Source organism: Candidatus Palauibacter soopunensis (assembly GCF_947581735.1).
GTDB classification, from domain to species: domain Bacteria; phylum Gemmatimonadota; class Gemmatimonadetes; order Palauibacterales; family Palauibacteraceae; genus Palauibacter; species Palauibacter soopunensis.
Genome location: NZ_CANPVT010000002.1, coordinates 262,315 through 287,209 on the forward strand (window position 1 = coordinate 262,315; position 24,895 = coordinate 287,209).

General features: G+C 67.5%; 18 protein-coding genes. 6 read left to right on the plus strand and 12 right to left on the minus strand.

The genetic code is table 11. From position 1 onward, the window contains the following. Positions 1 to 33 precede the first annotated feature (33 nt). Together RN901_RS01460 and RN901_RS01465 are read left to right on the plus strand one after the other, a co-directional pair. Positions 34 to 2,061 carry a cytochrome P450 gene (locus RN901_RS01460; protein WP_310755070.1) on the plus strand — a complete coding sequence of 676 codons (2,028 nt, stop codon included), beginning with the start codon at positions 34 to 36 and terminating at the stop codon, positions 2,059 to 2,061. An 11-nt stretch (positions 2,062 to 2,072) separates the two neighbouring features. Beyond that, a complete protein-coding gene (locus RN901_RS01465; protein ID WP_310755072.1) occupies positions 2,073 to 3,104 on the plus strand; it encodes a class I SAM-dependent methyltransferase in 1,032 nt (343 codons plus the stop codon). A gap of 3 nt (positions 3,105 to 3,107) precedes the next feature. On the opposite strand, the gene RN901_RS01470 is transcribed toward RN901_RS01465, so the two are convergent. Next, a complete protein-coding gene (locus RN901_RS01470) occupies positions 3,108 to 4,151 on the minus strand; it encodes a Rieske 2Fe-2S domain-containing protein (RefSeq protein ID WP_310755074.1) in 1,044 nt (347 codons plus the stop codon). 92 nt (positions 4,152 to 4,243) lie between these two features. On the opposite strand from RN901_RS01470, the gene RN901_RS01475 reads away from it, so the two are divergent. Continuing rightward, a complete protein-coding gene (locus RN901_RS01475; RefSeq protein WP_310755076.1) occupies positions 4,244 to 6,850 on the plus strand; it encodes a GH116 family glycosyl hydrolase in 2,607 nt (868 codons plus the stop codon). Between the two features lie 18 nt (positions 6,851 to 6,868). Here the strand turns inward: RN901_RS01475 and RN901_RS01480 are convergent, their stop codons facing one another. The 9 genes from RN901_RS01480 to RN901_RS01520 form a co-directional block, all read right to left on the minus strand. Beyond that, on the minus strand, positions 6,869 to 8,023 hold the full coding sequence (locus RN901_RS01480) for an acetylornithine/succinylornithine family transaminase (protein ID WP_310755078.1): 1,155 nt from the start codon (positions 8,021 to 8,023) through the stop codon (positions 6,869 to 6,871). Next, positions 8,020 to 8,832 carry a [LysW]-aminoadipate kinase gene (locus RN901_RS01485; protein ID WP_310755079.1) on the minus strand — a complete coding sequence of 271 codons (813 nt, stop codon included), beginning with the start codon at positions 8,830 to 8,832 and terminating at the stop codon, positions 8,020 to 8,022. The genes RN901_RS01480 and RN901_RS01485 overlap by 4 nt, the downstream gene beginning before the upstream one ends. A gap of 15 nt (positions 8,833 to 8,847) precedes the next feature. After that, complete coding sequence (locus tag RN901_RS01490) at positions 8,848 to 9,495, minus strand: class II glutamine amidotransferase (protein ID WP_310755081.1); 648 nt, start codon at positions 9,493 to 9,495, stop codon at positions 8,848 to 8,850. A 22-nt stretch (positions 9,496 to 9,517) separates the two neighbouring features. Then, on the minus strand, positions 9,518 to 10,540 hold the full coding sequence (gene argC, locus RN901_RS01495) for an N-acetyl-gamma-glutamyl-phosphate reductase (RefSeq protein ID WP_310755083.1): 1,023 nt from the start codon (positions 10,538 to 10,540) through the stop codon (positions 9,518 to 9,520). Next, positions 10,537 to 11,385: a lysine biosynthesis protein LysX gene (gene lysX, locus RN901_RS01500; protein ID WP_310755085.1), complete on the minus strand. Its 849-nt coding sequence runs from the start codon at positions 11,383 to 11,385 to the stop codon at positions 10,537 to 10,539. The genes argC and lysX overlap by 4 nt, the downstream gene beginning before the upstream one ends. Next, a complete protein-coding gene (locus RN901_RS01505) occupies positions 11,382 to 11,546 on the minus strand; it encodes a hypothetical protein (protein WP_310755087.1) in 165 nt (54 codons plus the stop codon). The genes lysX and RN901_RS01505 overlap by 4 nt, the downstream gene beginning before the upstream one ends. 79 nt (positions 11,547 to 11,625) lie before the next feature. Then, positions 11,626 to 12,330, minus strand: a complete 705-nt coding sequence (locus RN901_RS01510; RefSeq protein WP_310755089.1) for a TIGR02206 family membrane protein — start codon at positions 12,328 to 12,330, stop codon at positions 11,626 to 11,628. 44 nt (positions 12,331 to 12,374) lie between these two features. Then, positions 12,375 to 14,288, minus strand: a complete 1,914-nt coding sequence (nagB, locus tag RN901_RS01515; protein WP_310755091.1) for a glucosamine-6-phosphate deaminase — start codon at positions 14,286 to 14,288, stop codon at positions 12,375 to 12,377. Between the two features lie 36 nt (positions 14,289 to 14,324). Next, positions 14,325 to 17,162: an insulinase family protein gene (locus tag RN901_RS01520; RefSeq protein WP_310755093.1), complete on the minus strand. Its 2,838-nt coding sequence runs from the start codon at positions 17,160 to 17,162 to the stop codon at positions 14,325 to 14,327. Positions 17,163 to 17,283: 121 nt separating this feature from the next. Here RN901_RS01520 and RN901_RS01525 point away from each other — a divergent pair, with 121 nt between their 5' ends. Next, positions 17,284 to 18,273 (plus strand): N-acetylmuramoyl-L-alanine amidase-like domain-containing protein, encoded by a 990-nt coding sequence (locus RN901_RS01525; RefSeq protein WP_310755095.1) that lies wholly within the window; start codon positions 17,284 to 17,286, stop codon positions 18,271 to 18,273. Positions 18,274 to 18,357: 84 nt separating this feature from the next. Here the strand turns inward: RN901_RS01525 and RN901_RS01530 are convergent, their stop codons facing one another. Continuing rightward, positions 18,358 to 21,576, minus strand: a complete 3,219-nt coding sequence (locus tag RN901_RS01530) for a carboxypeptidase regulatory-like domain-containing protein (protein WP_310755097.1) — start codon at positions 21,574 to 21,576, stop codon at positions 18,358 to 18,360. 2 nt (positions 21,577 to 21,578) lie between these two features. Then, complete coding sequence (locus tag RN901_RS01535; RefSeq protein ID WP_310755099.1) at positions 21,579 to 23,102, minus strand: amidase family protein; 1,524 nt, start codon at positions 23,100 to 23,102, stop codon at positions 21,579 to 21,581. Positions 23,103 to 23,235: 133 nt separating this feature from the next. Here RN901_RS01535 and RN901_RS01540 point away from each other — a divergent pair, with 133 nt between their 5' ends. After that, the gene (locus tag RN901_RS01540; RefSeq protein ID WP_310755101.1) at positions 23,236 to 24,447 is read left to right on the plus strand and encodes a sulfite oxidase; all 1,212 of its coding nucleotides are present in this window, start codon (positions 23,236 to 23,238) and stop codon (positions 24,445 to 24,447) included. Positions 24,448 to 24,486: 39 nt separating this feature from the next. Beyond that, on the plus strand, positions 24,487 to 24,867 hold the full coding sequence (locus tag RN901_RS01545; protein WP_310755103.1) for a DUF2784 domain-containing protein: 381 nt from the start codon (positions 24,487 to 24,489) through the stop codon (positions 24,865 to 24,867). Positions 24,868 to 24,895 lie beyond the last annotated feature (28 nt).

Genomic DNA, 24,895 nt, shown 5'->3' on the forward strand with positions numbered 1-24,895 from the left:
CACGTCGACTGCGGCCAAGGCGAGAACCGACAAATGACGGTGGAGAGTCTGAAGGTCGAATCCCTGAGCCTCGTCGACGAACTCATCCTGATGCTTCTCGACGAGAAGGGAGGCTATTTCCACCAGGTACCCGGCTGGCAGCTGAACTGCGCCGTCGTCGGCGGAGTGCTGGCGGAACTCTCCTTCCAGTCGCGGCTCGACTCGGATCTGACATCCCTGTACGTGGTGGACCGGACCGAAACGGGCGACCCCGTCCTGGATCCCATTCTGAAGGAGATCGCGGACGAACCGGTGCAACACACTGCCCGGTACTGGGTCGAACGGCTCGCCCCCCGCGCGGAGTCGATCGTCGACCTGACTCTGGACCGGCTGGTTGAACGGGGGATCCTCCAACACCACGAAGGCGAATTCTGGACGCTGGCTCCCCCCGTCATGCATCGGCAGCAGTACGGGATGTTCGAGGAAGGCGCGACCGACCAGTTCATCAAGGCGCGCATCGGCAACGTCATCTTCGCCGACGAGGTTCCCGAACCGAGAGACGTCGTCATCGTGTGCCTCGTCAACACCTGCGACGTCTTTCGCCTGATCTTCGAACTTGATGAAGCGGCGGAAGAGCGCATCAAGTTCATCTGCCAGCTGGACTTGATCGGCCGCTCCATCGCCGCCGCGGTCTCCGAGAACCTCGTCGGCCCGATCCGCAGACATACCGCTCTCGCCAAGACGATTCCGACGGTTTCGCTGACCCGGCTGCTGCGCAACCCGCATATCCGGGACGGCAACCTGAACGCGCTCTTCGGCAACCTCGCGGAAGAGTACGGCCCGGTGTTCCAGATCCGTCCTCCCTTCTCGGAGCGCATGATCTTCCTGGCCGGACTCGAGACGAACGAATGGATGCAGAAGCGCGGGCGCATGTACCTGAGAACCCGGGATTACTTCGCCGACTTCGAGAAAGTCTACGGCGCGGCCGGCGTTCTGCCCGCCCTGGACGGGGCCGACCACTTCCGGCTTCGCAAGTTCCTGTCGCCGGCCTATTCCCGCACGAGGCTGGCAGGGCAGATGGACGAGCTCTACAGCAGGGGGCGCGCGTACATGTCGACCCTGACGGTCGGGGATTCCTACCGCGCCACGTCCATGAGCCGGGCAATGGTGAACGCCCAGTTGTCGCCGCTGTTCATCGGCGTCGACACGCAGGATCTCATGGGCGACCTGATGGGCTACAAGGAGCGGGCCCTGAGCGTGCACATCGCCAAGGTCCTGCCCGAGTTCACGCTACGTACCCCGGGTATGAGACGTCGGGCGGCAGTCCTGGACACGCTGATGAAACGGATCCTGAGGGTCCATACTCCCGCCCAGCGCGTCGACAGCCCGCGGAACCTGGTGGACGACTACCTCAGCCTGCACGCCAGCGACCCGGGGTTCCTCCCGGAGTCCAACCTGCTCTTCGCCTTTTCCGCGGCCCTGATTGCCAGTGTGTACCTCGGCGATACGTTCAGCCTCGTGGTCTACTCCATGGCGTCGCAGCCGGACCTCTACGACAAAATCCGCGCCGAAGCGGATGCCCTGTTTGCCAACGGCGACCCCAAGAGCGAGGACTTCACCCCCGCCAACATCGACGTGACGCACCGCTTCCTCATGGAGTGCATGCGCATGTACCCGATCGTGTCCATGTCCGTTCGGAACGTGATGAATACCTGCACGGTCGGGAACTACGAGCTGCCCCTGGGGGAACGGATCCACATCGCCATGACCGCCACGCACTACATGAGCGACGTCTTTCCCGAACCCTACAAGTTCGACATCGACCGCTTCCTGCCGTCGCGACGTGAGCATCGCAGCCTCGGGTTCGCCCCGTACGGGCTGGGTACGCACAAATGTCTCGGCACCCGCTGGATGGAGATGCACCTGGCGGTCAACCTGCTGATGCTGGCGCACTACTTCACGGTCGAGGTGACGCCGGCGAAGTACGCCCGAAAGCTCCGCTTCAATCCGGTTCCGTCGCTGAAGCCGAGCAAGAAGGTAAGATTCCGCATCACCGAGCAGAGGCGGGAGCTGCCCGCCTGAGCCCCCCCAAAATGCGACTGGGCAAACTGTCGAAAGCGCTGAGAGATGCGCACCCGGGATCGGGCGTCGCGCGTCGAGTCCGGCACTTCGACGGCTGGCTTGACCGGGCGACACCGGAGGCTGCGGACGCGGGCGCCTACGACCACACGGAAACGGTCAGGGACTACTACGAGCTGTGCAACGGCTTCATGGTGTACGGCTGGGGTGAATCCCTGCATTTCGCGCCCCTCACGCCCCACGAAAGCCTGGAGGAGTCCAAGGTCCGGCACCAGCGGGCGATGATCTCGAAGTTGGAGCTGAAACGGGGCATGAAGGTGGTCGATGTCGGTTGCGGAGTCGGCGGCCCCATGCGCCGAGTCGTCCGTGAGGCGGGTGTCAGGGCCGTGGGAATCAACATCAACGAGATCCAGCTGGCGGAGGCGAAGAAGTTGAACGCCGAGGCGGGGCTGGAGCACATGACCGATTTCAGGAAATGCAGCTTCGAGGACATGAGCGCCATCGAGGCCGACGCGTTCGACGGGGGCTACGCCATAGAGTCGACGTGCCATGCGCAGGACAAGCAAGGCGCGTTCGCGGAGATATTCCGCGTACTGAAGCCGGGCGCCCTGTTCTGGGGTCAGGAAATGTGCCTGACGGACCGGTTCGATCCGCGGGACCGCCGGCACCGAACCATCAAGCGGGACCTCATGCGCGGTATCGCCCTGCACGACATCGCCACGTTCGGGGAAGTGAATCGCGCGCTCGAAGGGGCGGGATTCCAGGTCATCGAGGGGAGCGACTGGGATGTCCGGGAAGGACCCTCCACGCCCTGGTATCAACCCATGGAGAGCCGCCACGGGACGTTGGGGAACGCCGTGCGCAGGCTTCCCTGGGGCCGCAAGGCGTTCATCGCGGGATCGAAGCTGGCCGAGTTGCTGCGGCTCTTTCCGAACGGCTCGGCGGAGGTCGTGCGACTCCTCGATCGAACCGCGGAGGCTTACGTCGCGGGCGGCAAGACGGGCATCTTCACGCCTCTGTATTGTTTCCTGGCCCGTAAACCCTAGCAGCTAATCGGCGTGGCGGTCCGGGCTTCGAGGCGCCATCGCCGGCTCCGGATAGAACTGTCGGCAGTGTCGGCGGTATTTCCCGATGGGGCCGTCCGTCCGGCACAGCCGGGGGGGAGACCGGTAGCGCTTCCTGTCCCATATCACGATGTCCTGCAGGACGAACCGCCTCTCCTCGCGCAGGATGAAGACATTCAGCAGCCGGTGGCGCAGCGGCACGGGGAGGAAGCCCAGGCCCGAGATGAACCGCCCCGGCTTACGGACCTCCCGCACCTGATTGACCATCGTCAACTCCACGAATTCGCCGTCGACGGGCGTTGTGAGCACCCACATGCGCGACTTTATGCCGACCGTTGTCTCGTGAATCTCGACGAAGGAGTAGCCGACTCCGTGGACGTGCGTGATGACCGAGACTTCGGAATGAATGTCCACCAGACCCAGGATCCGGCGAACCGCCTTGAAGTCGAAGCAACTCTTCAGGTAGGCGCCGTCGACCGAGAAGTCGGTCGGCTTCACGTCGTGGTATCCGTGCGTGTACTCCAGGTGTTCCACGTCGACAGAGTTTTCCGTCGTTTCCTGGGGGTGGCCCCGGAACCGGAGGATCGTGGAGCGCAATCCCGTCCATTCCGCGCCGGTGGGAGGTTCATCCGGCAGGTGCCACTGAGGCGCTCGGCCGCCGCTCCCCCACCATGCGAAGATCATGCCGAGGATCTCCCGGGTCTCGTACAGCTTCAGCCTCGCGGCCTTCGGGGGCGGGGCATTGGGCGTCGCCACGCACTGGCCCGTCGTATCGAACTCGAACCCGTGGAAGGGACAGACGAGACAGCCGTCGCGCACCAGGCCGCCGGTCGTCGGTCCCATATGCGAGCCCAGGTGCGGACAGAAGGCGTCCGCCACGCAGATGCGGCCGTCTTCGTCGGCCCACGCGACGATTTCCTCGCCCATCCACGTCTTCTCGATGAGCTTCGCGCGCTCGATGGACTTGCGGTGTCCGATGAAATACCAGCCTTCGGGAAACGGCGGCAGTTCATCGCTGTAGGTAGCCATGCGGGCGAACTTGGTTTCGGTCCGGCCGGTGCGTCAACTAGAGTGGTGGCGGCCCGCCGCAACGGAATTCGCGAAAGTGAGGAGTACGGGCGATGACTCTGGATCCTGCGCCGCGCATCTCGCTTCCCATGCTCCTGGCCGCGATTGCGGCCGGCCTGCCGGCGAACGGTTCCGGCCAGACGGCGGCCGGGGTTCCGCGCTTCGAGATCGCATCGTCGCCGATCGAACTCACGGGCCCCGTCCGTCCCGGCGAATACCTGGGCGTGACCGGCCCCCGGTCGGCTTGGCTCGGCCTCGAGACCGGAGAGGCGGAGTTGTGGATCCACCCCCTCAAGGTCGGAAACCGGTTCCGGCTCGGCTTCTCCACGCCGGCGTACGGGACGCCGATGCCGGGAAACGAGGTCGCGCGCACCGTGCGGGTGCGGCCCGAGCTCACGACGATCGTCTACAGCCACGCGGCCTTCCAGGTGCGCCAGCACATCCTCGCGCCCGCGGAGATCCCGGGGCTCCTCGTTCTGCTCGAGGTGGACAGCCCCGAGCCGCTCGAAATCGTCGCGGAGTTCGAGCCCGTGCTGAACTACATGTGGCCGGGATCGCTTGGGGGGCAGTACGCCTACTGGGACGCCGGCCGTCGCGCCTTCGTGCTGTCCGAGAGTCTGCAGGAAACGAACGCCGTCGTCGGATCTCCGTGGGCCGTGAATTCCGTGGAACACCCGGCGCATCAACTGGGCGAGGCGCCGCGCACCATGGTGATCCCGGTCGACCCGGAACGCGCGCGGCGGGAGTTTATTCCCATTGCGGTCGCGGGCGGAACGGCGCCCCGCGATGAGGTTTTCGCCAGCTACGAACGCCTGATTTCCGAGGCCCGCTCGCTGTACGACGCCAAACGGGCGTGGGCCGACTCGGTGCTCGCCTCCACCGCCTCCATCGAATCGCCGGATCCATGGCTCGACCTGGCCCTCGAGTGGGCGAAGATCAACCTGGAGGAGCAGCGCGTCTGCAATCCCGACCTCGGGTGCGGGTTCGTGGCGGGCTGGGGGCTTTCGCGCAACGGGACCCGGCCCGGCTTCGGGTGGTTCTTCGGCGGCGACGCGGCGCAGACGGCCTTCGCCATGGATGCGCTCGGACAGTGGGAGCTGGTGGCGGAGGAACTCGCCTTTCTCGCGAGATACCAGCGCGAGGACGGCAAGATCACGCACGAAATCTCGCAGGCGGCGGCGCGCATCCCGTGGTTCGACGTGTACCCGTACGCCTACTACCATGCCGACACGACCCCCTACTGGATGGTCGCGCTGTACGAATACTGGCGCGCGAGCGGGGACGATGAACTGCTGCGGGAGCTGTGGCCGGCCTACCGGCGCGCGTGGGAATGGTGCCTCAGCGCCGAGACGGACGGCGACGGCCTCCTCGAGAACACGGTGGGCGGGCTGGCCGCGGTCGAGGTCGGCGGCCTCGGGGCCGCGCTCCACCAGGATATCTACCTGGCGGGGATCTGGGTCGCGGCGCTCGAGGGGACGGGGGTGCTCGCCGAGCGCATGGGCGATACGGAGGTGGCGGGCCGGGCGCGGGAGATGGCTCCGCGGGCGCGGACGACCCTCAACGATGCGTACTGGCTCGAGGACGCGGGGTACCACGCGTTCGGGATCCTCGCCGATGGCGGCACCAACGACAACCTGACCGTGTGGCCCGCCACAGCGGCCGCCTTCGGCCTGTTCGACGCGGCGCGCGCGCGATCGACCCTGACGCACCTCGCAGGCGACCGGATTTCGTCGGATTGGGGCGCGCACATGCTCTCGACGGAGAGCGAACTGTATCACCCGCTCCAGTACAACATGGGCACGGTGTGGCCCTTCGTGACGGCGTACGTGTCGTGGGCCCAATACCGGTACCGGCGGCCGTGGGCGGGCTTCCACCTCGTGGATGCGGTGAAGCAGATGACGTTCGACTGGAGCCTGGGGCGGCACCCGGAGTTGCTCTCCGGCACCTTCTACCAGCCCCTCGACCAGACCGTCCCCCATCAGTTCTTCGCGACGTCGGCGCTGGTGACACCGCTGCTGCGCGGTGTGGTCGGCTGGGAACCGGACGCGCCGCTCGGCAAAGCCCGACTCGCCCCGCAACTCCCGCCGGACTGGCCGACCGTCGCGGTGAGGCGCCTCAGAGCCGGGGAGACGACGACCGATATCGAAATCCTGCAACGGTGGACGGCGGAGGGCGGCGGGCGGCGGACGACGCTCACGGCATCCGGACCGCCCCTGACCTTCGAGTTCGAGCCCGATCTCCCCGCGGGCGCGCGCAACGCGACGTTCCGGGTGAACGGGGTCGCTGCGGAGCTGTCGCCCGACGGAAGCCTCGAAGTGACCGTCGGGGACGCGACACCGGCAGGCAACCGCGCGGAGATCGTCGTGGCGTGGGAAGATGGACTCGCGGTCGCGCCGCCGCAGATCGACCTCGAGGCCGGCCGGACGAGCGGCGGCCTGCGGATTCTGGACTTCAGCGCCGCCGCGGATGGGTGGAGTCTGTCTGTCGAGGGGACGGCGGGCCGCACTTACGACATCGCGCTCTTCGGCACTCCGGTGGTGTCTGCCGTCATGCAGGGCGCGGCGCGAGTCTCGGATCGCGGCGCTGGTGTCGTTGAGATCGAGTTTGCCGAGGGAGAGGGGCGCGTCCCGGCGACCGTCCGCCTGACACCGGCCGGATAAGCGGGTCGCGCCGCAGCGTCAGTCGGCCAGTACCCGGGCGAGCGTGTCCGCCACCTCGTCGATCTGCGCTTCGGTGATCACGAGCGGCGGTAGCAGCCGGATGACGGTGGTGCCGGCCGGGAGCGCGAGGACGCCCCGCTCCGCGAGGGGTTCGAGGTAGGGGCGGCAGCGCTCGCGGAGTTCGATGCCGATCATGAGGCCGACCTGCCGCACGGCGCGTACGCGCGCCGGCCGATGTCGGTCGAAGCGCTCGCTGAAGCGGGCGCCCAGCGCCTCGGCCCGCTCGTCGAGCCGCTCGTCCCGCATGAACCGGATCGCGGCCAGGGCGGCGGCGCAGGCGAGCGGGTTGCCGCCGAAGGTTGTGCCGTGCCGCCCGGGCGGCGGCTGCAGCCGTTCAGGCGCCAGGACCGCCCCCAGCGGCACGCCGCCCGCGATCGCCTTGGCGAGGCAGAGCACGTCCGGGGCGACGCCGTAGCGATCGCAGGCGAACATGCGGCCGGTGCGGCAGAAGCCCGTCTGGATCTCGTCGAACACCAGCACCGCACCGGCCTCGTCGCAGATGCGGCGCGCCGCCTGCAGATAGTCCGGGCTGGCCGGCCGCACCCCTCCCTCCCCCTGCACCGGCTCGATGATCACCGCCGCCGTGTCCTCGCCCACGGCCGCGCGCAGCTTTTCGACGTGATCGAAGGGCACGAACGAGAACCCCGGCACCAGCGGCCCGAACGGCTCCCGGTACTCCTTCTTGTGCGTCGCGCTCAGCGCTCCCAGCGTTCGCCCGTGGAAGCCGCGCATCGCCGACACCACGCCTGTCCGTCCTGTCGCGAGGCGCGCGAACTTGATCGCCGCCTCCACCGCCTCCGCCCCGGAATTGCAGAGGAAGGCGCGCGTGAGCCCGGCCGGCGCGATGGAGGCGAGTTCGGCCAGCAAGCGCGCGCGGACGTCGTTGTAGAAGATGCCCGGACAGGACACGAGCACGCCTGCCTGCTCCGCCACCGCCTCGGCGACGGCCGGATTGGCGTGGCCGACGCTCGCCACGCCGATTCCGCCCACGCAATCGATGTAGCGCCGACCCTCGTCGTCCCAGACACACGCGCCCTCGCCCCGCACGACGGTGACGTCCCGCTTGGGAAAGACTTCCAGCGCGTACTCCCGTTCCGTCTCGCGTGCGTTCATCCGATCACCGTCCCCCGTCCGGCCAGCGCCTCCTTGACTGGCCCTTCGATGCGCCCGTCCGCGATCACGACGCGCGCCGTGCCGGATTCCACGAGTCGCCGCAGCGCCAGCAGCTTCCGCTTCATGCGTCCCGTGACCTCGCCCTCGCGACGCGCCAGTTCCGCGCGCGACAGCCGCGCGACAACCGACGCCGGATCGTCGGGGTCCTCGAGGAAGCCGGGCGCCTCGATCAACTGGATCACGCAATCCGCCCGCAGTTCGGCACTGAGCAGCGTCACGACGTCATCGTTCTCCGAGTTGATCGCCACGTGGTGTTCGTCGATCAGGGGCACGGTCACGACGGGCGTGAAGCCACCGCCGAGGAGCAACCCCAGCAGCTTGCGGTTCACCTCCACCGGCTTCCCGGACAGGTCCCGTCTGATCAGCGTCTTGCCGCCTTCTCTTACGCGGATTCCCCGGTTGCGGCGGCCGCGCACGAGCGCCCCATCGAGCCCGGTGAGTCCGACCGCGTTCACGCCGTGGCCCTGCAGCAATTCCACGATGCGCTTGTTGCGCAGGCCCGCGTACGCCATGAGCATCACGTCGATCAGGTCGCGGTCGGAGTGTACGCTCTCGTGTCCGGACACCGACGTGAGGATGCGCTTCTCGACCCCGAGCCTCCGGGCCAGGGAATCGCGCAGCGCGTTCGCCCCGTGCACGATGACGAACGGACGGGGCAGGCCCGCGAGGTCACGGGCGATCCCGTCCACATTGATGGACTCTCCGCCGCCGATCTTGACGATAAGCAGTCCGTTGGACTCGCCTGGCATGGGCCCCGGCATCCGTCAGAACTTCCCGATGGTGCCGTTCGCGACCGGCGTCCACGTTCGCCGCCGGTCCGAATCCGGATAGGGCGCCGAGCACAGGATCCGCGCGCCGTCCCCGTGGGAGGCGTGCATCCGGAAGTAGTCCGGATCCTCACTGAACCGGGACGCGAAGTGGACTCGCCGCGAGGCATCGGCGACGATCAGATTCATCGCCCGCACGTAACGCGTGCGCTTCTCTATCGCATCGAGCCCCCGCTCCAGCGCGAGACCCATGTCTCCGTCGCCGAAGCGCTTGACGAAGTTGAACACTTTCTCCGCTCCGATCCGCCCCCGCTCCTTGATCCGCACGCCGTGCAGCTCCCCGTTGAAGATGAAGGCGCGTTCCCCGTCGAAGAACGGCATGTTGTTCTCGACCCGTATCCCTTCGCCGCGATAGGCGCTCCGCGCATGGGCGAGCAGAAGCGTCGTCCGGCCGGACGGCGCCGCGGCGTCCTCCCACACCGGCGAGATGTCGCGATAGACGCGCCACCCGTCGGCATCGATCCAGGCGCACCCCCACCCGTCGCCCTGATACTCGGGACTCTCCCGGGCGAGTTGCGCGAAGGCGGCGAGGTGCGGCTCCATGTCGAAGCGCTCATCGCTCCGGACGCAGAGGATGCGGCACACGATTCGGCTCCGGGGGCCGGGCTCAGGCCGGGTGCAGCCCGGGGAACTCGAGCCCCCGCGACTCCGGCACCCCGTGCATCACATTGAACGCCTGCACCGCCTGTCCCGCCGCTCCCTTCATGAGATTGTCGATCGCGCTCATGACCACGACCCGGTTCGAGAGCGGATCGCGCTCGAATCCCACGTCGCAGTAGTTCGCGCCCGCCAGGAGGTTGGGGTCGGGATAGCGGTGGATGCCGCTCCGCTCCTTGACGATGCGCACGAACGGTTCGGCGGCGTAGGCGCTCCGGTAGATCTTCCACAACGCCTTCTCGTCGAGCTCCCGGTTCAGGAATACGTGGCAGGTGGCGAGGACGCCGCGCACCATCTCGACCGCCGTCGCGGAGAAGTGCACATCGCCGCCGAGCACCGCTGCGATCTCCGCCGCGTGGCGGTGGCCGGTCGGCCGATACGACCGCATGGCGCCGCTGCGCTCCGGGTGGTGGCTGCCCTCGCTGGCGCGGTTGCCGGCCTCGCTCGATCCCACCTTCACCTCGATCACGGCTGAATCCGCGACGCCGGCCCGATAGAGCGGAAGGAGCCCGAGAATGGAGGCCGTCGCGTTGCAGCCCGCGCACGCGACAAGGTCCGCGGCCGCCAGAGCCTCGCGGTTCACCTCCGCGATCCCGTACACGAACGATCCCAGGAGTTCCGGCCGCGCGTGCGGACGGCCGTAGAAGCGCTCGTAGTCCGCGCCGTCCCGAAGCCGGAAATCCGCGCCCAGGTCGACGATCCGCCCGGCCAGGGCCCGCAACTCGTCGATGCGGCGGGACGACTCCCCGTGCGGGAGACAGAGGAAGAGCACGTCGCACTCCGACAGCTCGTCGAGCGCGCTGAAGCGCAGTCGCGTGACGCCGCGCAGGTTGGGATGGACCCGGTGCGCGAACCGCCCCGCGAAGCGCTCGGAAGTGACCTGCCGCACCTCGACATCCGGATGGCCGAGCAGGAGCCTCAGCAGTTCCCCGCCCGCGTAGCCGGATCCGCCCGCGATCGACGCGCGGATCATCGGTCCGAAAGACGGTCCGGCGAGACCGTGTACGAAACGATCCTCTCGGGAATGTTCACGCCCGTCGCCTCGATGCTGTTTCTGAACTCCATCGTGTAGTTCACTTCGTTCACGAGCAGTCCGCCGTCGCTCTCGAACAGATCCACGGCCACCACGCCCCCGCCCACGGCCTCCGCCGCGCGCAGGGACAGTTCCCCGATCTCACTCGTCACGGGACAGTTCGAGGCCGTTCCGCCGCGGGCCGTATTCGTGATCCAATGCTCGGACGACCGGTAGATAGCGGCCACGCAGTCCTCGCCCACGACGAACGCACGGATGTCGCGCTCGCCCTTCTCGACATACTCCTGGACGAAGAAGATCGAGTGATGGTAGCTGCCCAGGATCGCCTTGTGTTCCAGGACCGTCTCCGCCGCGTGCCGATCGTTGATCCTCGACAACAGGCGCCCCCAGGAACCGACCGCGGGCTTGAGTACCACGGGATAGCCCAGTTCCTCAATGGCCTCGAGCGCGGATTCCTCGGTGAACGCGACCCTGGCCTCGGGCTGCGGCACGCGGCATTCACGAAGCGATGCCGCTGTGAGGATCTTGTCCCCGCAGCGGCGCGACACCTCGTATCGGTTGACGCAATCGAGACCGCCCCCCTCGAACAGCCGCAGCGCGTGCATGGCCCGCGAATGGTTGATGCAGCGCTCGAGAACAACATCGACGTCCGGGACGCTCTCGAAGTCGAACGCGAGCTTGCGGTCGTCCAGAAACACCAGTTCCACATCACTGCGCCCGCGCAACTCCGCGATCAGCAGCTTCTCGTCCTTGCGGATGAGGGAATGAAGAAAGCCGACTCTCATTCGCCCCAGTCCTCCTCCGCGTCCGGCGCTTCACCGAGCGTGACCGGGTCGAGAGCGAGGATCTCCAGTTCGACCCCGCACTCCTCGCATTCGAGCAACTCACCCTCGACGGGGTCGTCGGAGATCATCGGTTCTGCGTCGCATACGGGACATTCCGGCATGCCGTCCATCCTCTATTCGGGTTCTTCGCGTGGGATTCTTCGCACAGGGCTCTTCGTACGGAGAGAAACCTGAGTACCGTCAACCGGCCGCGGGGTTCCGGAACGGAAGCCGCAGGAGCAGGAAGAGTCCGATCGCCAAAGGTTCGAGGAGCGGAATGTACCATGGCCAGCCGGGAAAGAAATCGAGCAGCGTGGACCCCGGCGGCTTGTCGACGAGGTAGAGATAGTTCGACCCGAGGACCCGGTTTATCGGATAGACGACGGCCGCGTACAGGTTCAGCAGTCCGAACACAATCCACGGATCGCGGGACGTCGGCCGATAGCCTTCCACCATCACGGCCCACACGCCGGCGATGACGACCGCCCCGTGCGATCCCAGCGACTCGAAGAAGGTGAAGTGGATGACGCCGAACTCGGCATCCGGGGTCAGGACGGCCTGCACCGCCCCCGCCACCCCCAGGAAGTACATGAGACGGAGAACCCGGGGGCCTCGCGTCCACAGCCCGTAGATGGTCATCCACGCCATGGCGCTGCAAAGGTGCAGCGGTATGTCGTTCTGCACCGACCAGAGCCCCGTCGCGGCCTTCCAGATGTGCCTCGCAAGGAGGAGAACGAAAATCGTGAGGCCCAACGCCACGCGGAGGCGGCGGCGGCCCCGCTCATCGGCCCCCAGACCGACGCGAATCAGACAGGCGCCGACGACCGCCAGGGCACCGATGGTGGCAAGATGAACCGGGCCGAAAAGGTCGAACGGCACCCGCTCCGTTCCGAAGAACTCGCTCATGTCAGCCTGTCGCGCCGCGCCGTCCGACCGGGGGCGTCACGGGTTCACGCCTCCTCGTCCGCGAGGGAGGAGGTGGGAATCTCCGGACCCTCGACCCGCTGCCCCTCCCGCAGCGTCACATACGCCTCAATGGCGTAGTAGGCGGGCAGGCCCAGGGCGGCCAGCCGGTTGGCCGTATTACGGTTTCGCTCGACGACGCGCTGCCAGAATTCGCGCGGATCCGGTCCGGGAAACGGGGCCAGGTCCTTCTGTGACTCGTGTCGGAAAATCGCCTGGACCTTGCCGTGCAGTTCGCCTTCGGAGAGCGGCACGAGGACGGTCGCTTCGTCCAGATTCCACTCCTGCCATGCGCCGCGGTAGAGCCAGAGCCACGGCGGGTCGCCGCGGTAACGGGCGAGCGCCGCATCCACCGTCTCGAGGCACATGCGGTGTGTGCCATGCGGGTCGGACAGGTCCCCGGCGGCGAACACGATCGTCGGCCGCACTTCCTCCAGAAGCCGCTCGACGATCTCCACGTCCTCCGAGGTGATCGGGTTCTTTCTCACCGCTCCCGTCTGATAGAACGGCTGGTTCAGAAAGCGGGCGCGGTCCGCGGAGAGCCCCAGCGATTCGATCGCGGCCGTGGCCTCGGTCTCGCGGATGATCCGCTTGAGTTGTTGAACCACGCCGGGATCGATGTCCCCCGGCTCCTTGCGGGCGAGCCGGTCTTCGAGAGATCGCAGCACCCCCCCGAGGTTCGCGGCGTCGCCGAGGTCGATGATGCCCGCCGCGCGCCGCAGGAAGTCGAGGTACCGGCGCACCTCGTGGTCGAAGACGGCGATGTTCCCGGACGTCTGGTACGCCACGGTGATGTGGTTGCCGTTCTCGACGAGCTTGCGCAGCAGTCCGCCCATCGAGATCACATCGTCGTCCGGGTGAGGTGAGAAAACGACGATGTTCTGGCCGCGCGGCAGCCGGCTCTTCCCCCGGATCTTGGAGATGAGCGCGTTGAAGACCTGTCCGTTGAGCGGCTCGGCCGAACCGTGCCGGGAGGTGAGCGGGGCGAGGTGGTTCGCGCGATAGTCGTCGGTCGCGAGGTGCAGGATCGACTTGTCGGTGCGTTCGCTCAGCCAGACGACGGCGGCGGTCTCGCGCTCCGCCGTCCACTCCACGTCACCCACGAGCCACGGCGTGCGGACGCGGGTGAGATCGGAAGCGGCGGCCGGATCGAGATAGACGGTCGCATGGGCGTGCTGTTGGAGGAAGGTCGCCGCGACGTCCGCGTGGACCTCTCCCTCGACGGCTCGACGCACGATCCCGGCCTTGTGTTCCCCGGTCGCGAGCAGGACGACCTCCCGCGCTTCGAGGATCGTGGCCACGCCCATCGTGATCGCCTGCGGGGGCACGTTCTCCTCGCCGAAGAAATCGGCCGCGGCATCGCTCCGGGTGACGGTGTCCAGGTAGAGCCGCCGGGTGCGCGAGTCGCGCTCGGACCCCGGCTCGTTGAAGCCGATGTGACCGCTGCGCCCGATCCCGAGAATCTGGAAGTCGATCCCGCCCGCCTCCCGGATTCGGCGCTCGTAATCGACGCAGTGTCCCTCGACCTCCGCTTCCGGTACGTCGCCGCGAGGGATGTGACAGTGCTCCGGCGCAATGTTCACGTGGTCGAACAGGTGCTCCCGCATGTAGCGGTGATAGCTGTGGAGGCTGCCGGGCCGCATCGGGAAGTACTCGTCGAGGTTGAAGGCGACCGCGTTGGAGAAGTCGAGTCCTTCGTCGCGGTGCAGGCGGATGAGTTCCCGATAGACGCCGACGGGCGTGGCGCCGGTCGCGAGGCCGAGAACGGCGGGGCGCCCGTTCTCGGCCCTCTCCCGCAGGAGCGTGGCGATCCGCCCGGCGACTTCGGCGGCGATGCTGTCGTGGTCCGGCATGACCCGGACGGGCACGCGTTCCCTGCGCGCGTGCGCGGCGCCGCTCATCCGATCACCCGCCGGCCGTGGCTCCTCCACATGACACTAGGGGACCTTCTGCTCCGGGAGCAGCACGAACCGGGCGTACTGGTCGGTGCGGAGGTAACGGACGGCGGCCTCCCGCACCTGCTCCGCGGTCCAGCGTTCGATCCACTCGTAGCTCGGGATCCCGTTCAGGTCCCGGCCGGCCCGTTCGAAGGAGGCCAACTGCGACAGCCAATACCGGTTCTCCTGCAGGTTCGTCTCCTTCGTGCGCCGCTGCGTTTCCCGGACCTTGTCGACGGTCTCCGCGTCCGGTCCCTCCGCCTTCAGGCGTTCGATCTCCTCGAACACGGCGTCGGACAACTCCTCGGCGCGTTCCGGATCCGAGCCGAAGGAGATCGTGAAGCGGTACTCCTCATCGGGCCGGTAGCTCAGCGATCCGCGGACGCCGACGCCGTACGTGCCGCCCATGTCTTCGCGCAGTATTTCCCGGAGGCGGATGTCCAGGACGTCCGCCATGGCCGAGATCGCGTTCGACTCCTCCAGCGAGTATGCCGCTTCGCCCGCGAAGATGATCTGCGTCCGGCTCTGCGGCTCCAGACCCTTGTACACCGTCGTTTCGATCGTCCCGGCGGGCGGATCGATTCCGAGATCGCGCCAGTCCTCGACGCGCCCGAGATTCGGAAGCGCCCCGAGATACTGCTCCACGAGCGGCCGCATCGTCGCGAGATCGAAGGCCCCCGTGAAGTAGAACGTGAAGTCGCTGGCGTCCGCGAACCGGTCGCGGTAGAGGTCGTAGGCCGCGTCGAGGTCGGCCTCTTCGAGGTTGCTCGCGAGCTGCGACAGCCGAAGGACCCTCGGGTGCCCCTGGGACATGGTGGCCGAGATCGTGTCGGAGAACACGAAGTTGGGATTCGCGCCCACGTTCGCGAGCACCGCCATCTGCTGGGCCTTCATCGCCTCGAACATCGTCTCGTCCCGGCGCGGCGCGGAAAAGTACAGGTACATGAGTTGGAACGCCGTTTCCACGTCCTGCGGAGACGCCGATCCTCCCAGCCCCTCGGAAAGCGACCCCACCGACGGCGAGACCCGTACCGCCTTCCCGGCCAGCTTCTTCCCGAGCGCGGTCTGATCGAAGTCGCCGACGCCGGACTGGCCCACCACGTTCAGAGCGAACGAGACTCTCCGGAAGAGATCGTCGGAAACGGTCGACGTACCGCCGGGACTCGTCGCGGAGAAGAGGATCTCGTCGTCCTTGAAGTCCGTCGGCTTCAGAACGACCCGGACGCCGTTCTCGAGCGTCCATATCGTGACGCCCACCTCGTCGAGGACCTCCTCGCTCGCCACGGGCATCCCGTCGGGAGCGACGGGAAGGAGCGGGGCGTCGGCCGCCTCGTCCTCGTAGGCCTCGACCTCTCGCCCACCCACCGCGGCGAACACATTCAGGAGGTCTTCCTCCGCGGGAGGTTCCAGTCCCTCCTTCGCCGGCGCGCTGGCGAGGACGACGCGTCCCTGCTCGGCCAGCCACGCCTGGGCGATGCCGTTCGTCTCCTCGAGCGTGATGCCGGGGAGGAAGGCGTCCACCAACTCCATCTGCGTCTCGAGACTCGGGTAGGCGCTCCCCTGGAGAAACACCTGTATATAGCGGCTCGCGAGCGACGCGGACTCCTGGTTCTCCCGCTCGGCCAGACGGCGTTCGTATCCCCGCCGGGTGTTGGTCTTTTCGCGCTCCAGCTCGCTCGCGGTGAACCCGTTCTGAACCACGCGCTCGGCCTCGGTGAGGAGAGCTTCGAGCCCGCGCTCGATCCCGCCCTCGGCGACGAGCGCGACGAGTTGATAAGCATCCACGCCGCGCGCGAACTGCCCCTGGCCCGAAAAACTGAACATGAACGGCGGGTCGGCCTGGAGCCGGAGTTCGTTCAGCCGCGCGTTCAGCATGCCGGAGTAGAGCCCTTCGACCAGGCCGCGGCGGAAGTCGCCGATCGTGCCGCGCGGGGCGGGCGGCTGCTTGTACAGGACGCCGACCTGACTCCCCTGCGCCTCGGGGTCGGTCACAATTGTGACGAGCGGCGGATGGTCAATCGGGACTTCGGCCGCGATCCGGGGACGCGGCTCCGCGGGCCCGGTCAGCCCTCCGAACCGCTCGCGAATCGTCGCTTCGATAACGGCGCCGTCGAAATCGCCGACGGCGATGATCGCCATCAGATCCGGCCGGTACCAGTCTTCGTAAAAGCTGCGCAGCCGCTCGGCGGGGGCCGTCTCGAGGATCTCCGTCTTCCCGATCGGGAGTCGCTCCGCATACAGCGACCCCTGGAAGAGGACCGGGAACTGCTGGTCCTGTATCCGCGCTCCGGCTCCTCGCCGTCCGCGCCATTCCTCGATCACAACGCCGCGCTCCTTGTCCACCTCCTCCGGGTCGAAGAGCACGCCCTGGGCCCAGTCCTCGAGGATCCGGAACGCGGTGACCAGCATCTCCGGGTCGTCCATCGGCACCTGGAGCATGTAGACCGTCTCGTCGAAGCTCGTATACGCGTTGATATCGGGGCCGAACTGCATCCCGATCGACTCGAGATAGTCGACGAGCGCCTGCTTCTCGAAGTTCTCCGTGCCGTTGAACGCCATGTGCTCGACGAAATGCGCCAGCCCGAGCTGGTCCTCGTCTTCGAGGATGGAGCCGGCGTTCACGACGAGGCGCAGTTCCGCCCGGTTCTCCGGCTCATTGTTCTCGCGCACGAAGTAGCGCAGGCCGTTGTCCAGCGTGCCGGTAATGACGGCCGGGTCCGGCGGAATCGGATCCGCCGGGGCCGGCGTCTGCCCGGCCGCTCCGGGGGCGGAGAGGGAGGAGACAAGGGTGACGGCGATCAACACAAAAGCGAAACGGAGCAAGCGGGACGTCTTCATCGATAACTCTCGGCAGAGGGAGTGGCCTCCAGTGTGGAAGCCGCCAAGATAGCCGACGTTCCCTGGGAGCGCATATAGTACGGGAAGGGGAGGAACGCACAGTGCTCAACCTCGGTTCGACATGAGATGGCGCAGCGTCTTCACGCTGGCGAAGGTCGTAGGCTGTATCCTCGCCACCGTGGCCGTCATCGCGGTGCTCGCCTGGACGCAGGCCCAGCCCTCCACCTCGACGGTGGTTGACGAAACGGGCGGGGTCGGGACGGAATCGGCCGCGCCCTCGGAGGGAGCCGCCTGGATCCCGGAGGACTGGGCGATTTTCGAGGAGAAAGTGCGCTTTGCCGCGGAGCGCGGGCTCGCGGAGATGGACGTGGGCGACGCCATCGCGCAGCTTGCCGAGACCTTCGTCGGGACGACGTACGAGCCCGGCACGCTCGAAGTCCCCGGACCCGAGCGGCTCGTGATCAACTTCCGCGAACTCGACTGCGTGACCCTCGTGGAGACCGTCCTCGCCCTGACGCGGTTCGTCCGCGAGGAGGGCGTCAACGTCCTCTCGGATCCTCCCGCCGCGCAGGCCCGCTACGAGGCCCATCTGACGGCGCTCCGATACCGCGGGGGCCAGCTCGACGGATACCCGAGCCGGCTGCACTACTTCTCGGAGTGGCTCGCGGACAACGACGCCCGGGGAGTCGTGCGCATCACGACCGGGGAACTGGATCCCGCCCTCGATCCGGAGCCCGTGAACTTCATGTCCCGGCACCCCGAAGCGTATCGGCAACTGGCCGAGCCCGGCGTGCTCCGGGCCATCGCGGCCACCGAGGCGCGGCTCGACGAAGGACCCGGCCGGGAGTACGTGCCGCAGGACCGGATCGCGCAGGTGGCCGACCGGATCCGCGACGGCGACGTGATCGCGGCCACTTCGACCGTGGAAGGGCTGGACGTGGCCCACACCGGATTCGCCGTGTGGCGCGACGGGGCGCTTCACCTCCTTCACGCCCCCCTGGTCGGCAAGTCCGTGGAAATCTCGGAACGCCCGCTCGCGGAGCGGATCCTCTCCATCGACTCCCAGGACGGCATCATGGTCGCGCGCCCCGTCGACCCGCCGCGCCGGTAGCCCGGGCGGCCGCAACGGTAGTGCACGCGGCCCCGCCATCATGGCCGGGGCCGCCCCGCGCCCGGGCCGCCCCGCGCTCGACGGCTAGTTGATCGTGTACGTCACCCCAACCTTGATCCGCCGTCCCTTGGGATCGTGCGTGAAGCCATCGTACGAGGTCTCCCAGTTGACGAGGGGCGGAGGCGTTCCCAGCAAGTTGAACCCTGTGACGAAACCATCGATTTGGTCGGTGACCTTCATCATCAGCGTCGCGTCCAGCGTGCCGAAGGAATCGATCACGCGATAATTCTCGTCGGCGGAGTCCGGATCGTCGTAGGAGGAGATGTAGTAAAAGGATCCGATCGCCGAGAGACGCTCCGTGTGGAACCCGACGGAAGCCGTCCACTTCCACTGCGGAAGAGGCCACGCGATGGGGTTGTTCCGGTTGAGAAGTCCGGCCCCGCTGGTCGCCGCCTGCAGCTCCACGCCTCCTCGCGTGAGCGCAAGGATGTCGTACTTGTGCGTGTAGGTGCCATCGATCCCGAATGACATCTCGGCGCTCCCCACCGGCTGGCGCGTCGACAAACTCCAGTCCAGGCCGGATGTCTTCATGCCCGGCCAGTTCACGAGGTCGATCCGAATACGTTCGATGAAAGCCGCGTCGCACGTTCCCGTCCCCCAACCGTCCGGACACCTGATGAACTCCTTCACGGCCTCCCGGCTGGCGCCGCCCTCGTCGTAGAGCCTCGTGACGGCCGTATAGGGAACGACGTTGATGATGTCCTTGAAGTCGTACGTCCAGTAGTCGAACGTCGCCTGCGTACGACTCGGGAAATGGAAGAGGACGAGGCCAACGTTCCCCGTGGTGGCCCGTTCCGGCACCAGATCCTCGCTCCCGTACGTATCCACCGCCTTGTAGACATCCGTCTCCCACACATACTCGAGAGCCGTGATCTTGTCCGTGTTGACATCATCGACGGACGGGACGCGGAACGTGGATTGCAGGGATGCCCGCGCCGAGAGCTGATAGTCGTCGGAGTCCAGCAACCGGATGGCGAGGGCCGCCTTCGGGTCGAAGCTGCTGGCAACATCGTGGAACTCATAGTTGGCGGCGAACTGAAGATCCACCCGATCGCCGAGGTTTATCGGCAACTCACCGTAGAACCGATGGACCGTCTGGGAACTCGCGTAGGGGAAGTACCCGGTCGTGAACGTAAACGGCCCCGCCTGGTCGAGGCAGCTCCGGTCGCCCGGCACCTGACACGGATTGAGACGCTGGTTCCCCGGATCGTTGGGTTGGCCGGTCACATCGAACCAGCGGAACTGGTAGCCGATCGCATAGCCGATCGCGTCGGTCAGCGAATTGGTGAACGTAGCCTCGGCCGTAAGAAGCTCGGCGGTACTGAAGAGGTCCACCTCCTCGTTGATCCAGTCGATCAGCGCGGGCGAGTTCGCGACCGAGGGGTCGTAGCCCGGATTGTCCGCGTTGGTGTACGTCGTGCCCGGCTGCTGCGCGCGAAGAATCGCATTGCTGAACGGATTGTAGAACATGCAGTTGCCCTGGCCCGCCACGGCGCCGCCCGTGTCTCCGAGGCTCATCCCGGCTGCCGACGTGGGGTCGACGACTACGCCGACTCCGCAGTCCGGCCCCCCGAAGCCGCGAAAAGCCAAGTACTTCCGGTAGGCATACTCCGCGGGCTGGTTCACGTTGCCCGCCGCCCGAGAGTAGCCGACAGCCACGTCCACCTCGCCCGTCGTGCCGATGTGGTGGTCCAGCGAAGCCGCGATCCTCTGAGTACGCGACGAACGGCTCAGAGTTCGTCCGGGACCGCTGTTGCCCACCAGGCGCCCGAAGAAGAACCAGTCGTCCTCGAGGCACGCCGCCTGCGAGGCAAAGCCGGCCGCGCCCGCATTCGAGCTGCAGAACGCCTGCCTGCCCGGATTCTCGGGCATGACCACCTGAAGGCCGTCGTATAGCGACGTAGGCGGGAAGGAGGGGGTCGTGTACCAGTCGGGGATGGCGGCCTCCGACCACAGCCCCTCGACGTGAACCGTGGTGTTGTCGCTCAACTCGCTGTTCAGCTCGCCGAACACCCGGGCGTGCCACTGGTTCTCGATCAGGTTGTCCCACGGCCCGTATCGGAACCGGCAGGTGACGCCGGCATCCGTTCCGCCCAGACCCTCGCATCCCGGGTCCACGAACAGACGGGCATCTCCCTGGCTGTCCCCGTAGTGGGAGCGGATCAGCGCGCTGATGAATTCGCCGGGAGTCTCGGTCCCGGTCAGTGTCGGCCGCAGAAAGGCCCCGGGGTTCCCGTAGTAGGACCAGCCGCCGCCGCCCGGCCCGGGATAGGGGCGCAGCACCCAGTCGCGCTCCTCGGCTTCCAACTGCCGGCGCATGGCCCAATCGGCCGAGAGGACCGCGGTTGTTCCTTCGCCCAGACTCGTGCCCCAGATCGCGCCTATGTTCGTGTCGCCGGCACCGCTGAAGTAGTCGTGCGAAGCGGACAGCTCGAATCCCTGGAAATCTCTGCGGGTCACAAAGTTGGCCACGCCGGCTACGGCGTCGGAGCCGTAAATGGCCGAGGCGCCCTCCTTCAGGACTTCGATACGGTCGAGCGCGATGGCGGGGAAGGCGTTGATGTCCACGAACCGGCCGCCGGGAAGTCTGGCCGGGGTGTACACCTGCCGGCGACCGTTCAACAGCGTCAACGTTCGCGAGGCGCCCAGACCTCGCAGATTGACGTTGGTCGCGGTCTCCGGCACGAGCGTCCCGCTCTGGTTGTACCAGCCGTTGCGCTCGCCGATCGTGCCGTGCGCGGCGCCCAGTTTCTTGAAGAAGTCCACTGCTTGCGGCGCGCCCTGCTCCTGCAGCGACTCGCGGTCGGTCACGTCGACCGCATACGGCAGATTCTCAGGCGGCGCCGAAAAGTGCGTCCCGGTCACCACGGCCGTCAGCTCCTCCAACGCGATGGTTCGCTGGGAAGCCAACTGCATGTCGACGTTCGTACGCTCTCCGGCCCGAACGACCACGCCCGAACTCACTCCCGCGACGAAGCCGGGAAAGGTGAAGCGCAGCGAATATGTACCCGGCGGGAGGCCGGCGATCGTGTACACGCCCTGCGCGGACGTCATTGCGGTGCGCGATTCGTCGCCGAGAGGCGCCCCCGTCGCCGTGACCGTCACGGTGGGCATCGCGAGGCCCTCCTCGTTGGTCACGGTTCCGGTGACGGCTCCGTCCTGCGCGAGGGCGGCCGCCGGCCACACAAGCGCGAGCGCGGTAACGAGGCTGGCTCTGAACATGGCTTTTCTCTCGATCTTCATGGTCATCGGATCTCCGGGAAGCCGTCCGGGGGACGGCGGTGTCGTGTCGCCTGTTCGTATCCGTACGCGAGTCGGAAGAGAACCCCCTCGTCGTAGGGACGCGCGAGAATCTGAAGTCCGGCGGGCAGCGTGCCGTACGCGAACCCCATCGGAACCGTGATCGCGGGCATCCCGGTAGCGGGAGCCACGCGCTGGCTGTTGTCGCCGCAGTATTCCTCGTCGCCCCTGTCGATATGGGCGGGCACGCAAAGCCAGGAGGGGTATATGACAGCGTCGAGGCCGGCCTCATCCATCGCCGCGACAAGGTTGGCCAGGTAGGCCTGCCGGCCGTCGTTCTCCGCGTAGTCGGGGCAGGGTTCGTCCCAGTCGGCCGGATGTACATCGAGCGGCGCCCCCTCGTTCCGCCGCAACGACGCCTGCGCGTAGTCCGAGTAGCGCCCGTCCTCCAGTACCTCGAGGACGTCCGTCATCGGCGCCGCCGGGCCCAGCGACCGCAGGTAGACCCACATGTCGTAGCGGAAGCGGCGGCAGAACATCCCCTCCCGCCCCAGTTCCGCCGCGACGTCGAACTCGAAGGGGTCCAGGATCTCGGCTCCGAGCGCCGCGAGATCGTCGATGGCCGCTTCGAAGAGCGCGAGAATCTCCCCGTCGGTCTCCTCGGGATCCGCCAGCGCGCGCAGGACGCCGATCCTGGCGCCCCGGGCCCCGTCGGCGTCCAGGAAGGCCGTGTAGTCCTCCTCCGCGCGCCCGCGCCCCGCCTCGGTGTACGAATCCGCGGGGTCATGGCCGGCCACGACGTTGAACACGCGCGCGACATCCTCCACGGTCCGGCCCATCGGGCCCGCGATATCGCGGTCGAAGGAGAGGGGGATGACCCCATCGCGGCTCGTGAGGCCGATGGTCGAGCGGATCCCGACCAGGGCGAGATGGGAGCTGGGTCCGCGGATCGAGTTGCCGGTGTCGCTGCCCAGCCCGATGACGCCGAACGAGGCGGCGACCCCCGAGGCCGTTCCGCCGCTGGATCCGGCCGGAACGCGGTCGAGTGCGTAGGCGTTGCGCGTCGTGTCGAAGGAGGAACTGACGGACTGGCGCGGACTGAACGCCCATTCCGCCATGTTCGTCTTGGCGAGCACGATCGCGTCGGCCTCGCGGATCTTCCGCACCATGAAGGCGTCGTCGGGCGGAAGGTTGTCCGCGAGCGCGATGGACCCCCCGGTCGTGACCATGTCGTGCGTGTCGAAGTTGTCCTTGACGAGCATCGGGACGCAGAAGAGCGGTCCCGTCGCCTCGCCGGCGGCCAGCGCGGCGTCCAGCCGGTCCGCGCGCTCGAGCGCTCGAGGGTTGAGCACGGTGATCGCGTTGATCGCGTCTTCGTAGGCCGCGATCCGGGCGAGGTGCCGCTCCACGACCTCGCGGCAGGTCGTCGTCCCATCGCGGATCGCCGCCTGCACGTCCCCGATCGTCGCCTCCACGACCTCGAAGGCCGCGCCGGAGCCGTCGTCGGGATTGCATGCCGCCCACTGCATCCCCAGCGTAACACACAGGAACGCAGGGAGCGTGCGTGTGTTTCTCCTCGGTGGCATACATCTAATATGCCTCATCGCGCGGCCCTGCCAAGCGTCTGGGGGGCCCGCAGCCTGCCAAGTGGAGGTGCCGTCGATGAAGCAGACCAGCGAGACGTATCGCCTCACCCGGCGGGATTTCGTGCGTGCCGCCAGCGTGGCACCCGCCGCGGCCTGGCTCGCCGCCTGCGACCGCGCGGGAGACGCCGGGTCATCCGCGGAAGCGGAAGCCGCCATCGCCTCCCGGATGGAGTCGGAGCAGCCGCCGAGGTGGGCGAAGGACCCGTCGCCCTTCATCCAGCGCGTCACGAACCTGGAGACGCGGCTCGAGCTCATCGACGGGTTCATCACGCCGAACGATCTGTTCTTCGTCCGGAACCATTCGCCCACGCCGACGATCGACCCGGAGGGCTACGCGCTGCGGGTAGAGGGGGACGGCGCCGAGACCGAGCTGCGGCTCGATCTGTCCACCCTCGAGTCGCTGCCGCAGCACACGATCACCGCCTACCTGGAGTGCGCCGGCAACTGGCGCGGCCTGTACCCGGAACTCACGGGCACCCGCGCGAGCGGCGGGCAATGGACGACCGGAGCCGTGGGGTGCGCGGAGTGGTCGGGGCCGTCGCTCGCCACCGTGCTCGATATGGCCGGCGTGCGGCCGGAGACGGTCGACGTGAACCTCGTGGGGCTGGACGGCGGCTTCGAGCGTGCCATGCCGCTCGCCAAGGCGCGGGATCCCGACACCATCATCGCGCTGCGCATGAACGGCGACCCGCTCCCCGCGGATCACGGATTCCCGGCGCGGTCCGTCGTTCCCGGCTGGTCCGGGTCCAACAGCATCAAGTGGCTGGGGTCCATACAGGTCTCCACCGAGCGGGTGTGGAACCGGAACAACACGTCGTCCTACGTCCTCATCGGCGACCAGTGGCCGGAGGCCGACCACGCGCCCGCCCAGGGCCAAGTGATCACGGAACTCGTGGTGAAGAGCGCGCTGGCCCTTCCGAGACCCGCGCGGCTGGCGCCGGGGTCCCGCGTCCTTCACGGGTTCGCTCACGCGCCGGCGGGACCGGTGTCCGCCGTCGAATGGAGTCCGGACGGCGGAGCAACCTGGCTGGAGGCCGAGATCGTGGATCCGATTCTGCCCCTGGCGTGGCAACGGTTCGAGTTCGAGTGGGACGCGACCCCGGGAACGCACACGCTGGTCACGCGCGCCACGGATGCGGCCGGCAATACGCAGCCGGATGAACCTCTGATGAACGAAAAGGGCTACCTGCTGAACGTCCCGCTCCCGCACCCCGTGCAGGTGGGATGAGCCGGCACCGGCCGAGTTCCTGACGCGCGCCGGATCGCCTTGATTTACCGGGTGCTCGCGGATCTCGTCCTCGTCGTCCACTTCCTCTTCATCGCCTTCGTCGTCGCCGGCGGGTTCGCGGCGGTCCGCTGGCCGCGGCTGGCGTGGGCGCACATCCCTTGTTTCGCGTGGGGGGCGTTGATCGAGTTCGCTGGCTGGATCTGTCCGCTCACGCCGCTGGAGAACGACCTGCGGATCGCGAGCGGCCAGGCGGGCTACTCCGGGGGGTTCATCGAGCACTACCTGTTGCCGGTGATCTACCCCGGCGCGCTGACCCGGGATATGCAGATCTGGCTCGGCCTGTCCGTGCTCGCGCTGAACGCGGTGGCGTACGCGTGGCTCGTGCGCCGACTACGCCGGGGCGCCCGCGGCCGTCGCTGAGCCCCCCGCTCGCTCGCGCGCCGGGGGG

Coding starts and splice junctions, on each gene's coding strand:
- RN901_RS01485 (WP_310755079.1), bottom strand. CDS start 8,832: ATGCCAGGCGAGTCCAACGGACTGCTTATCGTCAAGATCGGCGGCGGA.
- RN901_RS01530 (WP_310755097.1), bottom strand. CDS start 21,576: ATGAAGATCGAGAGAAAAGCCATGTTCAGAGCCAGCCTCGTTACCGCG.
- RN901_RS01460 (WP_310755070.1), top strand. CDS start 34: ATGACGGTGGAGAGTCTGAAGGTCGAATCCCTGAGCCTCGTCGACGAA.
- RN901_RS01505 (WP_310755087.1), bottom strand. CDS start 11,546: ATGCCGGAATGTCCCGTATGCGACGCAGAACCGATGATCTCCGACGAC.
- RN901_RS01510 (WP_310755089.1), bottom strand. CDS start 12,330: ATGAGCGAGTTCTTCGGAACGGAGCGGGTGCCGTTCGACCTTTTCGGC.
- lysX (WP_310755085.1), bottom strand. CDS start 11,385: ATGAGAGTCGGCTTTCTTCATTCCCTCATCCGCAAGGACGAGAAGCTG.
- RN901_RS01525 (WP_310755095.1), top strand. CDS start 17,284: ATGAGATGGCGCAGCGTCTTCACGCTGGCGAAGGTCGTAGGCTGTATC.
- nagB (WP_310755091.1), bottom strand. CDS start 14,288: ATGAGCGGCGCCGCGCACGCGCGCAGGGAACGCGTGCCCGTCCGGGTC.
- RN901_RS01520 (WP_310755093.1), bottom strand. CDS start 17,162: ATGAAGACGTCCCGCTTGCTCCGTTTCGCTTTTGTGTTGATCGCCGTC.
- RN901_RS01475 (WP_310755076.1), top strand. CDS start 4,244: ATGACTCTGGATCCTGCGCCGCGCATCTCGCTTCCCATGCTCCTGGCC.
- RN901_RS01480 (WP_310755078.1), bottom strand. CDS start 8,023: ATGAACGCACGCGAGACGGAACGGGAGTACGCGCTGGAAGTCTTTCCC.
- RN901_RS01535 (WP_310755099.1), bottom strand. CDS start 23,102: ATGCAGTGGGCGGCATGCAATCCCGACGACGGCTCCGGCGCGGCCTTC.
- RN901_RS01465 (WP_310755072.1), top strand. CDS start 2,073: ATGCGACTGGGCAAACTGTCGAAAGCGCTGAGAGATGCGCACCCGGGA.
- RN901_RS01540 (WP_310755101.1), top strand. CDS start 23,236: ATGAAGCAGACCAGCGAGACGTATCGCCTCACCCGGCGGGATTTCGTG.
- argC (WP_310755083.1), bottom strand. CDS start 10,540: ATGATCCGCGCGTCGATCGCGGGCGGATCCGGCTACGCGGGCGGGGAA.
- RN901_RS01470 (WP_310755074.1), bottom strand. CDS start 4,151: ATGGCTACCTACAGCGATGAACTGCCGCCGTTTCCCGAAGGCTGGTAT.